Annotated in this window: 1 protein-coding gene (cut by a window edge); it reads right to left on the bottom strand. The window is 69.4% G+C overall.

What is annotated here, in order from left to right; translation table 11 throughout:
* A protein-coding gene (locus tag LU688_RS13360) for a non-ribosomal peptide synthase/polyketide synthase (RefSeq protein WP_289678357.1) crosses the window boundary here: on the bottom strand, positions 1-14,594 show its 5' portion. 10,852 nt of this gene lie to the left of the window's left edge; 14,594 of the gene's 25,446 nt are visible here — the first part of the coding sequence; the start codon lies at positions 14,592-14,594; its stop codon lies beyond the left edge, outside the window.

Here is a 14,594-nt window from a genome sequence, read left to right as displayed (position 1 = left end):
GCCTGCGGCACATGGCGTGTGGCGGCGTGCACCAGCACCGCCAGCGGGGCGCTGTCGCCAAGCATGTGGCGGAGGCGCTCGGCCGGGTACTCCGGGTCCACCGGCACATAGGCGCCGCCCGCCTTGAGGATGGCCAGCAGGCCGACCACCATCGCCAGGCCCCGCTCGACGCAGATCGCCACCCGGTCGTCGGGCTTCACGCCCAGGTCGATCAGGTGATGGGCCAGGCGGTTGGCCTGGTCATCCAGCTGGCGATAGCTCAGCTCGCCCTCCTCTGCCTTTACCGCCACGGCATCAGGCGTGCGCCGCACCTGGGCCTCGATCATCCCGTGCAGGGTCTGGTCGAGGTCGTAGGCCTGGGTCGTGTCGTTGAAATCGCCCAGCACCTGACGCCGTTCATCAGTGCTCAGTACGGGCAGGCGCTCCAGTTGCTCCTCGGGGTGCTGTTCAAGCGCCAGCAGCAGACCGTCGAGCACCTGCAGCATCTGCGCGCAGACTCTTTGCGCGCCGACTTGGGCAGACACCTGCACGCCCAGGCGCAGGCCGTCGCCGAAATCATCCACGTTAAGGCTCAGCGGATAGTTGGTGCGCCCCTCGCTGCCCAGCGCCTCGATACCTTCCCAGCCTTGCGCCTGCGGCGCTGCCCGACTGCTCTGGCGGTAGTTGAGCAAGGCGCTGAACAGCGGCAGCGGCGCCGCCACCTGGCTGCAGCGCTGGGCCAGGGCCAGTGAGGCGTGCTCGTGGAGCAACAGCGCCGAAAGCTCGCGGTGCGTTGCCAGCACGCCTTCGCGCACGCCGAGCCCACCCAGGTCGACCCGCAGCGGCAAGGTGTTGATGAACATGCCCAGCGCCCGTTCGCTGCCCTCGCCGCCCTGCAGACGGCCCAACAGCACGGTGCCGAACACCACCTGGTCCTTGGCGCAGGCACTGCCCAGCAGGCGCGCCCAGGCCAGGTGCACCAGGCTCGCAGTGCTCACCCCCAGCTGGCGGGCCTGGTCACGCAGGCGGCCATAGCGGGCCCCCTCGAAATCGACCTCGGCCTCATCGAGGGCCAGCCCCTCGCCTTGCACCTCGCGCAGGCCGAACGGCAGGCTCGGCTCGTCGATATCGCCCAGGCGGGCGCGGAAGAAGGCCTCATGCTCGGCCTCGCTGACGCCCTGGCGCGCCTGCACCACGTAGTTGCGGTACGGCACCGACGGTGGCGGCGGCTCGTCGTGGCCCGACAGGTAGCCGCGCAGCTCGGCCTGCACCGCCTGCATGGCGATATGGTCGAGCACGATATGGTGGAACTGCAGCACCGCCTCGATCCGCTGGCTGCCCGGCACGGCGCGGTGCAGCAGCCTGATCAGCGGCGCCTGGCCCAGGTCCAGGCGTGCCAGGTGCTGCGTGTCGAGCGGCGCCAGTTGCAGCGGCGCCTGGCGCCAGACCACCTGCACCGGTTGCGCCAGGCCCTCCCAGAGCACCGCGGTGCGCAGGATGTCGTGCCGGGCGATGACCTGCTCCAGGGCCTCGGCGAACGCCTGCAGGCGCGCCGGGCTGTCGAAGCGCAATTGCGCGCGCAAGGCATACGGATCGGCGTCCGTGCTGCTCAGGTGCAGGTAGAGAATGCCTTCCTGCAACGGTGCCAGTGGGTAGATGTCCTGCACGTTGGCCACGCCGCCCGGCATCGTGGCAACGATGCGTTCGATGTCGGCCTGCTCCATCGCCACCAACGGCAGCATGTCCGGGGTGATGCGGGTGCAATCGGCCGGGATCAGGTTGGCCGCAACCGGCACCTGGCGGCTGTGCCCCAGGGTGGTTGCCAGCGCCGCCACCGTCGGCTGGCCGAACAGCGTGCGCACGTCGGCTTGCAGGCCGGCCTGGCGCAGCCGCGCGGTCAGGCTTACGGCCAGCAGCGAATGGCCGCCCAGTTCGAAGAAGTTGTCGTGACGCCCTACGCGCTCGACACCCAGCAACTGCGCCCAGATTTCGGCCAGCAGGGTTTCCGTGTCGCCCTGTGGTGCTTCGTAGCCGCCCGCCTGCAGATCCGGCAGCGGCAGTGCCTTGCGCTCCAGCTTGCCGTTCGGGGTCAGTGGCCAGCTGTCGAGATGGATGAACAGCGCCGGCACCATGTACTCCGGCAGCTGTGCCAGCAAGGCCCGGCGCAGCGCGTCGGCCTGTTGCGGTTCACCCCGGTGATAGGCGACCAGGCGCGCACCGCTGTGCGGATGCTCGTGCACCAGCACCAGCGCCTCACGCACACCCGCGATCCGGTTCAGGCAGGTCTCGATCTCGCCCGGCTCGATACGCAGGCCGCGCAGCTTGATCTGGTGGTCGGTGCGGCCGAGGAACTCCAGTACGCCGTCGTGGCGCTGGCGCACCAGGTCGCCACTGCGGTACAGACGCTCACCGTCGACGAACGGGCTGGCGATGAAACGCTCGGCCTGTTGTTCCGGCAAGCCCAGGTAGCCCCGCGTCACCCCGGCCCCGCCGATGTGCAACTGACCGGCAACGCCGAACGGCACCGGTTGGTCATGCGCATCCAGCACATACAGGCGTGTGTTGTCGATCGGCCGTCCGATCGGCAATGCGCCCGCCGGCAGCGGATCTCGCGCTTCCAAGGTCCAGACGCTGCAGTCTACCGTGGTCTCGGTGGGGCCATAGACGTTGTGCAGGCGCACCTGTGGCAAGCGCTCGCGTACCTGGCGGGCCAGGGCTTCGGTGAGCTCGCCACCACCGCAGACGATGTCGGTAAGGCTGGCGCAGGCGGCGCTGGCGTCCTCGTCGAGGAACTGCTGCAGCAAGGCCGGCACGAACTGCACTACGTTCACCTGCTGCCGTTCGATCAGCTCTACCAAGTACTGCGGGTCGCGCTGGCCATCCGGGCGCGCCAGCACCAGGCGCAACCCGCTGCACAGCGGCCAGAACAGCTCCCACACCGAGGCGTCGAAGCTCACCGGGGTCTTGTGCAGCACCGCACCTTCGTTCGGAAACAGCCCGGTGCTCCAGTGCACCAGGTTGACCACGTTGCGGTGCTCGACCATCACGCCCTTGGGCACGCCAGTGGAGCCGGAGGTGTAGATCACATAGGCCAGGTGCTCCGAGGTCAGGCCAGGCACCTGCGGATTGCTGTCCGACAGGTCACCCCAAGTCGGCTGATCGAGGTCGACCAATGTCGCCGACGAACCCACCAGGGCGCGGGTGGCCTGTTGCACCAGCAGCGCCCGCGGCTGACTGTCGGCGAGCATATGGCCGAGGCGCTCGGCCGGATAGTCCGGGTCGAGCGGCACATAGGCGCCACCGGCCTTGAGGATCGCCAGCAGGCCGACCACCAGCGCCAGGCCGCGCTCGACGCAGATCGCCACCCGGTCGTCGGGTTTCACACCCAGTTCGATCAGGTAATGGGCCAGGCGGTTGGCCTGGGCGTTGAGCTCGCGGTAGCTCAGTTGCCCCGCTTCGGCGTGCACCGCAATCGCTTCCGGGGCGCGTGCTGCCTGCCGCTCGAACAGCGCCTGGATCGGCTGCTCGGAATCATTGGCCCGCGCTGTCGCGTTGCAGCCCTGCAACAGGTAGGCGCGTTCCTCGTCCTGCAGCACCGGCAGTTGCAGCACCGTCTGCCCGGATTGTGCCTCCAGGCCTTCGACCAACGCCAGCAGCACCTGCCGCAGCTGCCCGCAGACCCGCTGGGCGCCAACCGTCGCCGGGGTCATGGCCACCAGGCGGAACCCTTGGCCCATGTCGTCCACGCTGAGGCTCAGCGGGTAGTTGCTGCGCTCCTGGCCGCTGAGGAACTCGATGCCCTGCCAGTCCAGGCGCCGGGCTTCGCTGACCTCCTGGCCGTGGCGGTAGTTGAGCATGGCGCTGAACAGCGGCGCCGGCGCTGGTACGCCGCTGCAACGCTGGGCCAGGGCCAGCGACGCGTGCTCGTGGACCAGCAAGGCGCTCAGGCGCTGCTGGGTCTGGCGCACCGCCTCGGGCAGTGCCGCGCCCTGCAGGTCCAGGCGCAGCGGCAGGGTATTGATGAACATGCCCAGCGCCCGCTCGGCACCCTCGCCGGCCTCCAGCCGACCCAGCAGCACGGTGCCGAACACCACGCTGTCGCGGCCACTGGTGGCGGCCAGCAGGCGGGCGAAGGCCAGGTGGAACAGGCTTGCGGGGCTGCTGCCCAGTTGCCGGGCCTGCTGGCGCAGGCGCGCGGCCAGGGTCTCGTCCAGCCACAGCTGGGCTTCCTCGATAGCCTGGCCATCACCCTGCACGTCGCTCAGGCCGTAGGGCAGCGTCGGCTCGTCGATATCACCCAGCAGTTCGCGGAAGAACGCCTCGTGCTCGGCCTGGCTGACGCCCAGGCGCGCCTGGGCCACGTAGTTGCGGTAAGGCACCGGGGCCTGCAGCGGTGCCGTGGTGCCTTGCAGGTAGCCCAGCAGTTCCGCGCCGATGATCTCCAGGGCGGTGTGGTCGAGGACGATATGGTGGAACTGCAGCAGTGCCTCGACCCGCTGGCTGCCGGCATCGGCGTTGTACAGCAGGCGAATCAGCGGTGCCTGGCTCAGCTCCAGGCGTTGCAGGTCCTGCCCTTCGAGCGGTGCGACCAGCAGCGGCGCCTCGCGCCAGACCACCTGCAGCGGTTGCTCCAGGCCCTCCCAGAGCACGGCGGTACGCAGCACATCGTGGCGTGCGATGGCCTGGCGCAACGCAGCGGCGAAGGCCTCGAGCCGCGCCAGGCTGTCGAAGGCCATGGGCGACTGCAGAACATAGGGGTCGTGCTCCAGCGAGCTGAGGTGGTGATAGAGGATGCCTTCCTGCAACGGCGCCAGCGGGTAGATGTCCTGCACGTTGGCCGCGCCGCCCGGCACCGTGGCGACGATGCGTTCAATGGCGGCTGGCTCCAGTTCCACCAGCGGCAGCATGTCCGGGGTGATCCGGGTGCAGCCGGCCGGGATCCGGTTGGCCGGGACCTCGACCTGGTGGCTCTGGCCCAGGGTCGCCGCCAGCGCCGCCACCGTCGGCTGGCCGAACAAGGTGCGTACGTCGGCCTGCAGGCCGGCCTGACGCAGACGCGCAGTGAGGTTGACCGCCAGCAGCGAGTGGCCGCCAAGTTCGAAGAAGTTATCGTGGCGACCAACCCGCTCGATACCCAGCACTTCGGCCCAGAGCGCAGCGATGGCAGTTTCCACAGGACCTTGCGGCATGACGTAGTCCTGGGCGGCGAGCATGGCCGGTTGCGGCAACGCCTTGCGGTCCAGCTTGCCGTGGCTGGTCAGTGGCAGTGCGTCCAGGCGGACCAAGGCTTGCGGCAGCAGGTGCGCCGGCAGGCTGGCCTGCAAGCCCTCGCGCAGGCGCTCGATATCGACCGCTGCCGCTTCGGTAAACCACGCCAGCAGGCGCTCGTCACGCACCAGCACCACGGCATCGGCGATGCCCGGCTGGGCCTTGAGCGCGGCCTCGATCTCGCCCAGCTCGACCCGCACACCGCGGATCTTCACCTGGTCGTCGTTGCGCCCCTGGTAGTCCAGGGTGCCGTCGGCGTTCCAGCGCACCAGGTCGCCGGTGCGGTACATCCGGCCAACGGCGAACGGGTCGTCGAGGAAACGCTCGGCGCTAAGGTCGGGGCGGTTGAAGTAACCGCGTGCCACCTGCGCGCCACCGATGTACAGCTCGCCGGTCACGCCGACCGGCACCGGTTGGCGCTGCGCATCCAGCACATAGACGCGGGTATTGGCGGTCGGCTTGCCGATATGCAGCGCGCCACCCGGCTGAAGTTGACCGGACGTTGCGACCACCGTGGTCTCGGTCGGGCCGTAGTTGTTGACCAGCACGAAGCCCGGATCGCGGTCGAACTGGCGCAGGCGGTCGCCGCCCACCAGCAAGGTGCGCAGGGTCGGGTGCTGGCGTTCGCGGCGCAGCGCCTGCTCGGCCACCGGGGTCGGCAGGAAGCTGACCTGCAGCGGCTGCTGCAGCCACCAGTCGAGCAGTTCGTCCACGTGCTCGCCGCCAATCTGCGCCGGCGGCAGGTGCAGCACCGCTCCAGCACACAGCGCCGGCCAGGCCTCCCAGGCCATGGCGTCGAAGCCGAAGCCGGCGACACTGGAGGTGTGGCTGCCGGCGCCCAGGTCGAAGGCCTGGCAATGCCAGTGGACCAGGTTGGCCAGGGTACGGTGCTCGACCATCACCCCCTTGGGCTGGCCGGTGGAGCCGGAGGTGTAGATCACATAAGCCAGCTGATCCGCATCCAGACCGGTGACGACGGGGTTGCTGTCGGCTTCATGAGCCCAGTCATCGCCATCCAGCGCAACCTTGGCCACCTCGCCCACCAGCGACTCAGTGCTCGATTCGACCAGCACCAGCGTCGGCGCACTGTCACTGAGCAGATAGGCAATGCGCTCCGCCGGATAGCCCGGATCGACCGGCACATAGGCCGCGCCGGCCTTGAGCACGGCCAGCATCGCCACCAGCCGCTGCGGACCGCGCGGCAGGCACAGCGCGACACGGTCGCCCAGCACCACGCCACGCTTGATCAGGTAATGGGCCAGGCGATTGGCGCGCTGGTTCAGCTCGCCATGGCTCAGGCTCACCTCGCCCTGCACCACGGCCAGCGCCTCGGGCGCCTGGGCCTCGACCAGCGCATGCACGGTGTGCCCTTGCGGATAATTGACGGTAGTTGCGTTGAAGCCCTCCACCACCTGGCGCAAAGCCTCGTCATCCAGCATCGGCAGATGATCGAGTCCCTGGCCCGGCGCCCGTTCCAGCGCCTGCAACAGTTGGCCTAGCGTATTGACCATCCACGTGCCGACCTGCGCCGCAGGCAACCCCTCGGCGGCCAGCACGCTAAGCGAGAAACCCTCGCCCAGGTCATCGACGCTCAGGGTCAACGGGTAGTTGCTGCGCTCCTCGCCGCCCAGCAGGCGCACACCCTGCCAGATACCTTCACCGTCCCGGGCCGCCTCGGCGCTATGCCGGTAGTTGAGCAAGGCACTGAACAACGGCGCCGAAGCCGCCACGCCGCTGCAACGCTGGGCCAGTGCCAAGGGCGCATGCTCGTGACCGAGCAGGGCCGACAAGCGCTGATGAGTGACGCGCACGGCCTGCTCCACCGGCAGCGCGGTGTCCACCCGCAGTGGCAAGGTGTTGATGAACATGCCCAGGGCGCGGTCGGCGCCTTCGCCGGCTTGCAGGCGGCCCATCAATACGGTGCCGAACACCACATCGCGACGCCCTGCCAGCACGCCCACCACCCGGGCCCAGGCCAGGTGCACCAGGCTCGCGACGCTGACGCCACGCTGCCGGGCCTGCTCGCGCAGGCCTTGGGCCAGGGCGTCAGGCAGCATCAGGGCAGCATGCTCGACCCGCCCGCCATCGCCCTGCACATCGGCCAGGCCAAAGGGCAGGGTCGGTTCTTCGACATCCCCCAACTGGGCGCGGAAGAACGCCTCATGGCTGGCCTGATCGTCGCCCAGGCAGACCTGGGCGACATAATTGCGATACGGCACCGCGGCAGGCAGCGTGGCGCCACGCCCGTCCAGCAGCACCTGCATCTCCTCGCCGACCACGGCCATGGCGGCGTGGTCGAGGGTCAGGTGGTGGAACTGCAGCAGCGCCACCCACTCGCCCTGGCGCGGATCCTCGGCATAGACCAGCCGCAGCAAGGGCGCCCGAGTCAGGTCCAGACGCTGCTGGCGGGCATCGAAACGCGCCAGCAACTGCTCGATCACGGATTCCTCACCCAGGCCGGTGACTTCGCTGAGCGCCAGGTCGGCCTGGCGCCAGACCACCTGCACCGGCTCCGCCAGGCCTTCCCAGACCACCGAAGTGCGCAGGATATCGTGGCGGTCGATGACCTGTTGCAAGGCCGCTGCCCAGCTACGCAGGCGCTCGAGGCTGTCGAAGGCCAGGCGCGACTGCAGCAGGTACGGATCGCCCTGCTCGGCGCTCAGGTGGTGATAGAGGATGCCCGCCTGCAACGGCGCCAGCGGGTAGATCTCCTGCACATTGGCGCCGCCGCCCGGCACGCTGGCGACGATGCGGTCGATGCTGGCCTGGTCGAGATCAATCAGGCTGAGCATCTCTGGCGTGATCCGGGTCGCATCGTGGGGGACACGGTTGGCCGGCACCTTGACTTCACGCCCCGAACCTACTGCCGCCGCCAGCGCGGCCAGGGTCGGCTGGGCGAACAGCACTCGCACGTCGGCAGCCAGGCCGGCCTTGCGCATGCGCTCGACCAGGCTCACCGCCAGCAGCGAGTGGCCGCCCAGCTCGAAGAAGTGGTCGTGGCGACCGACCTGCTCGACCTTGAGCACTTCGGCCCAGATCGCGGCCAGTGCCGTCTCCACCTCGCCCTGCGGCGCCTCGAAGGCGCGGCTGACCACGGCCTCGCTGCCCGGCTGCGGCAACGCACGGCGGTCGAGCTTGCCGTTGGCGGTCAATGGCAAGGCTTCAAGTCGCACATAAGCCGACGGCAGCATGTAGTCCGGCAGTACACCTTGCAGACGCTCGTGCAGTTCGCCGATGGCCGGGGTCTCGCCGGTGAAGTACGCCACCAGGCGTTTGTCGCCCGGCGCGTCCTCACGCACGATCACCGCCGCGTCGCGCACGCCCGGGCATTCGCCCAGGCGCGCCTCGATTTCGCCCAGTTCGATGCGGAAGCCGCGCAGCTTGATTTGCTGGTCGGCACGGCCCAGGTAGCGCAGGGTGCCGTCGGCCTGCCAACTGACCAGGTCGCCACTGCGGTACATCGTGCCGCCGTTGAACGGATCGGGCAGGAAGCGCTCGGCGGTCAGCTCTGGCTGGCCCAGGTAACCCAGGGCCACGCCGTCGCCGGCGATGTACAACTCGCCCACCGCCCCCACCGGCAGCAGTTGCTGGCGGGCATCGAGCACGTAGCAGCGGCTGTTGCCGATCGGTTTGCCGATCGGGATGCTGCCCTCGCCCACCGCGGTGATTTCGTGGGTGGTGCTGAAGGTGGTGGCCTCGGTCGGGCCGTAGCCATTGAGCAGGTGTTGCGGCGCGCCGTCACGCAGTACCCGGGCGATCACCGCCGGGTCCAGCACATCGCCGCCGACCATCAGGTAACGCAGGCCACGCAACGCCGGCAGCAGGTCGTCAGCGAACTGGTGGAACAGGCCGGCGGTCAGCCATAGCACGGTGACGCCCTGATCCAGCAGCACTTCGCGCAGGCCCTGGCGCGACAGCACCTGGTCCTGGTCGATCACCACGACCGCGCCACCGTTGAGCAGCGGCGCCCAGACTTCCAGGGTGCTGGCGTCGAACGCCGGGTTGGAGGCGAAGGCCACGCGGTCCTGGTGGTTGAAGTCGGCAAAACCGTTGTTGATCACCAGGCGCACGATGGCCCGGTGCGGCACCTGCACGCCCTTCGGCGTGCCGGTGGAGCCGGAGGTGTACATGATGTACGCCGCGCTGCCGGCGTCCACCGCCAGGCCCAGCGGCGCAGCCGTATAGGTGCTCAGGTCGAGCCGGTCGAGTTCGACCCGGCGCGGGCCCGCCACTTCGGGCTGGTCGCTATGGGTCAGCAGCAACGCCGCCCCGCTGTCACCGACCATGAACGCCTGGCGCTCGGCCGGGGCATTGCCGTCAAGCGGTACGAACACTGCCGCGCACTTGCTTACCGCCAGCTGGGCCGCCAACAGGTCGAAAGAGCGTGGCAGCAACAAGGCCACGCGATCACCGGCGCGCACGCCCTGCTCGAGCAAGTAGACGACCAGGCGGTTGGCCTGGTCATCGAGCTGGGCATAGCTCCACTGGCGTTCACCGTGGATCACCGCGAGTGCCTCGGGCGTGCTCGCGGCGTGGGCTTCGAACAGGCGGTGGGCGGCCAGGTCGCGCGGGTAGTCGCGTGCCGTGGCATTGAAGCGACCCAGCACGCAGTCGCGCTCGACCATGGGCAACCCATGCAGGCTGTGCAGCGCGACCTGCGGCGCCTGCTCCAGCGCCGTGACCAACTGCGTCAAGGCCCACTGCAGCAAGCGGCAGACGCGCTCGCCATCGACCGACGCCACGGCCTGCACCGTCAACCGGAAATCATCCCCATAGTCGTCGACGCTGACCACCAGCGGGTAGTTGCTGCGCTCCTGCGCGGTCAACAGTTCAATCCCCTGCCAGACGGGCCCCTGCGCAGGCTGGCCAGCACTGTGGCGATAGTTCAGCAGGCTGCTGAACAGCGCCTGCGAGGCCGGCACGCCGCTGCAGCGCTGGGCCAGGGCCAGGGAAGCCTGTTCATGGGCCAGCAGGCGCGCCAGGCGCTGGTGGGTCAGGCGCACGCCCTCGGCCACGCCCGCAGCCCCCACGCTGACCCGCAGTGGCAAGGTATTGATGAACATGCCCAGCGCCCGGTCGGCGCCCTCGCCGCCCTGCAGGCGACCGAGCAGCACGGTGCCGAACACCACCTCTTCGCGTCCGGACATCTGCGCCAGCACCTGCCCCCAGGCCTGGTGCACCAGGCTGGCGACACTGCCCCCCAGCGCCCTGGCCTGCCCGCGCAGGCGTGCGACCAGCGCCGGCTCCAATGGCCAGCGGCTTTCACCCACCGAATGGGCTTCGGCCATCGCCTCGCGCAGGCCGAACGCTTCGGTCGGTTCGTCGATATCGCCCAGCAGCTCGCGGAACAGTGCCTCGTCGGCCTGAGGGTCCGCGCCAAGGCGTGCCTGGGCCACGTAGTTGCGATACGGGATGCTGGCCGGCAGCTCTGCGGGGCCTTGCAACAGTGCCCCCACTTCGAGCATCAGCTGCTCCACGGCGGTGTGGTCGACAAGAATATGATGCAGCAGCAGGGTCGCCTCCAGGCGTCCGTCCTGCCGCTGGCTGCTCAGGCGCAGCAAGGGCGCCTGGCCGAGGTCGAGCCGTGGCGTTTCGAGCGCCGGGCTCAGCAGCAGCGGCGCCTCGCGCCAGACCACCTGCACTGCCTCGTCCAGGCCCTGCCAATGCAGGCTGGTGCGCAGGATGTCGTGACGCGCAATGACCTGGTTCAGCGCGGCGACGAAGGCGTCCAGCTCGGCCTGCCCGGCAAAGGCGAAACGCGCCTGCACCACATAGGGGTCGGCGCCTTCGCTGGCCAGGTGATGGTAGAGGATGCCCTGCTGCAACGGCGCCAGGCCGTAGATATCCTGGATATTGGCCACGCCACCGGGGATCTGCCGCAGCAGTGTGTCGATGGCGTCCTGATTGAGATCGGCCAGGGGCAGCATGTCCGGGGTGATCAGCGTGCAACCTGCCGGAATGCGGTTGGCCGGCACCTCGACAGCGGCCCGGCCACCCACCGACGCCGCCAGCGCGGCCAGCGTGGGCTGGCTGAACAGCACCCGCACATCGGCCGCCAGCGCCTGCTGGCGCATGCGTTCCACCAGGCGCACCGCCAGCAGCGAGTGGCCGCCCAGCTCGAAGAAGTTGTCGTCACGCCCCACTGGCCCGACACCCAGCAGGTCCGCCCAGATCGCCGCCAGGGCGGTCTCGATCGGGCCCTGGGGCGCCTGGTACTGGCGCACCGGTGCTTCGGGCGCCGGCAGGGCCTTGCGGTCGACCTTGCCGTTGGGCGTCAGCGGCATGCCATCGAGGTGGATGAACAGTGCCGGCACCATGTACTCGGGCAACTGCTCCAGCAGACGCTCGCGCAGGTACTGCGCGGCGTGATCCTGGCCAGTGTGGTAGGCGACCAGGCGCTGGCCGCTGTGCGGGTGTTCGTGGACCAGCACCAGCGCCTCGCGCACGCCGTCCACGCGGCTCAGGCAGGCTTCGATCTCGCCCGGTTCGATACGCAGGCCGCGCAGCTTGACCTGGTGATCGTTGCGACCGAGGAACTGCAACGAACCGTCAGCGCGCTGGCGCACCAGGTCACCGCTGCGGTACAGGCGCTCGCCGCGCACGAACGGGCTGTCGATGAAGCGTTCGGCCTGTTGCCCGGCCAGGCCCAGGTAGCCACGCGCTACCCCCACGCCGCCGATGTGCAGGTGCCCGGCCACGCCCCACGGCAGCGGCTGGTCCGCGCCGTCCAGTACGTAAAGGCGGGTGTTGTCGATCGGCCGGCCGATCGGCAGCGCGCCGTCCGGCACGGGCTGATCGGGCTCCAGGGTGCAGACGCTGCAATCGACCGTGGTTTCGGTGGGGCCGTAGACGTTGTGCAGGCGCACTTGCGGCAAGCGCTCGCGCACCTGGCGCACCAGGGCTTCGGTCAGCTCGCCACCGCCGCAGACGATGTCGGTGAGGCTGCCGCACTGCGCGCTGCGCGCCTGTTCGAGGAACTGCTGCAACAGCGCCGGCACGAACTGCACCACGTTGACCCTGGACTCGATGATCCGCCGCGCCACATAGTCCGCGTCACGCTGGCCGTCCGGCCGCGCCAGCACCAGGCGCAGGCCGCTGCCCAGCGGCCAGAACAGCTCCCACACCGAGGCGTCGAAACTGATCGGGGTCTTGTGCAGCACCGCGGCGCCCGCCTTCGCGGGGCACAGCCCGGCGCTCCAGTGCACCAGGTTGACCACGCTGCGGTGCTCGACCATCACGCCCTTGGGCAGCCCGGTGGAGCCGGAGGTGTAGATCACATAGGCGAGGTGGCGCGAGGTCAACCCGACCACCCGTGGGTCGGTCGGCGGCAGGCTTTCCCAGCCCGCCTGGTCGAGGTCGACACGCGGCACCGCCAGTTGGCCCGGCACCTCGCGGGTGGCCGCGTGCACCAGCACCGCCAACGGCGCGCTGTCGACGAGCATGTGGCGGATGCGCTCGGCCGGGTAGCTCGGGTCCACTGGCACATAGGCGCCACCGGCCTTGAGGATGGCCAGCAGGCCGACCACCATCGACGGGCCACGCTCGACGCAGATCGCCACCCGGTCGTCGGGGCGCACGCCCAGGGCGATCAGGTGGTGGGCCAGGCGGTTGGCCTGTTCGTTGAGCTGCCGATAGGTCAGCTGTCCACATTCCGCCTCGATGGCCACCGCCTGTGGATGCAGCAGCGCCTGGCGCTCGAACAACGCGTGCAGCGGCTGGTCGAGATCGTGTTCGGCGGCCGTGGTGTTGCAGCCGGTCAGCAGTTGATGGCGCTCCTCGGGCGTCAGCACCGGCAGCGCCAGCACGGGCAGGTCGGGGGCGCGCTCGAGCGCCTCCACCAGCCCCTCGAACACCTGTCGCAGTTGTCCGCACAGCCGCTCGGCCCCCCATTCGGCAAGGGCCTGTACCGTCAGGCGCAGGTCGTCACCCAGATCGTCGACCGCCAGGTTCAAGGGGTAGTTGGTACGCTCTTCGGTGCCGACCACATCGATGCCCGGCGCCACCGCGATCACCGCGGCGGCGTCATCTGCCGCGCTATGGCGATAGTTGAGCATGCTGTTGAACAACGGCATCGGCGCCACCACACCGCTGCAACGCTGGGCCAGGGCCAGTGGTGCCTGTTCGTGGCCGAGCAGTGCGGTCAATTGGCGGTGGGTCAGCAACAGTGCATCCCGCACACCCTGCCGCTGCAGGTCGACCCGCAGCGGCAAGGTATTGATGAACATCCCGAGGGCGTGTTCGCCGCCCTCGCCCGCCGCCATGCGCCCCAGCAGCACGCTGCCGAACACCACCGACTCGCGCCCGGACCACGCGCCCAGCAGGCGCGCGAGCCCCAGGTGCATGATGCTGGCCGGGCTGACCCCGAGCGACCGGGCCTGGGCGCGCAGGCGTTGGCTGAGGCCGGGCGCCAGGGTGATCCGGGCCTCCTCCATGGCTTGGCCGGCCACCTCCTGGACGCCGAAGGCCAGGGTCGGTGCGTCGATATCGGCCAGCATGGCGCCGAAGAATGCTTCATGGGCCTGGTCGTCCTGGGCCCGGCGGCTCCTGGCCAGCAGGTCACGGAACGGCACCGGGGCTGGCAGACGCTCGCTGTCACCCGCGAGATACGCGTGGATCTCGCGGCGCACGATGTCCAGGCCGGTGTGGTCCATGACCGTGTGATGGAAAAGCAGCAGGCCCAGCACCCGGCCATCGCGATCCTGGCCATGTACCAGGCGCAGCAAGGGGGCCTGGGCCAGGTCCATGCGGTAATGACGCGAGTCGAAACGGGCGCGCAGTTGCTCCAGCGGCTCGTCACCGTCCAGGTTCCCGACTGCCTCGCACGCCAGCGGCGCCTTGCGCCACACCACCTGCAGCGGCTGGTCCAGGTATTCCCAGGCCAGTGCCGTGCGCAGGATGTCATGGCGCTGGATCACCCAGTCGAGCGCCTCGGCGAACGCCTGCAGGTGCGCCGGGCTGGCGAAACGCAGCTGGGCCTGCAGCACATAGGGGTCGCCCTCGGCGGCCGTGAGGTGGTGGTAGAGCATGCCCTCCTGCAGCGGCGCCAGCGGGTAGATGTCCTGCAGATTCGCCGCGCCCCCAGGCAGCGTGGCGACGATGCGGTCGATGGCGGCCTGGTCGAGCCCGGCCAGGGGCAGCATGTCGGGGGTGATGCGCAGCGCCGGGCTCAGCCAGCCATCCTCCAGGCCCGCGAGCATCTCCAGCAGCGCTGGCTTGTGCGTCGCCAATGCGTCCCACAACACCTCATCGAGCGTGTCGTCATCGCCCTCGACGATCAGGTCGGCCTCCTCGCGCTGGAGTCGGATCGCACGGGTGGAAAGCGCTGCCATGAGTTCGCTGAAGAGCAT

The sequence above is a fragment of the Pseudomonas soli genome, assembly GCF_021283165.2.
GTDB lineage: Bacteria > Pseudomonadota > Gammaproteobacteria > Pseudomonadales > Pseudomonadaceae > Aquipseudomonas > Aquipseudomonas soli.
Note: the sequence above shows the minus strand (reverse complement) of the source record. Positions and strands in the feature narration are given on the sequence as shown.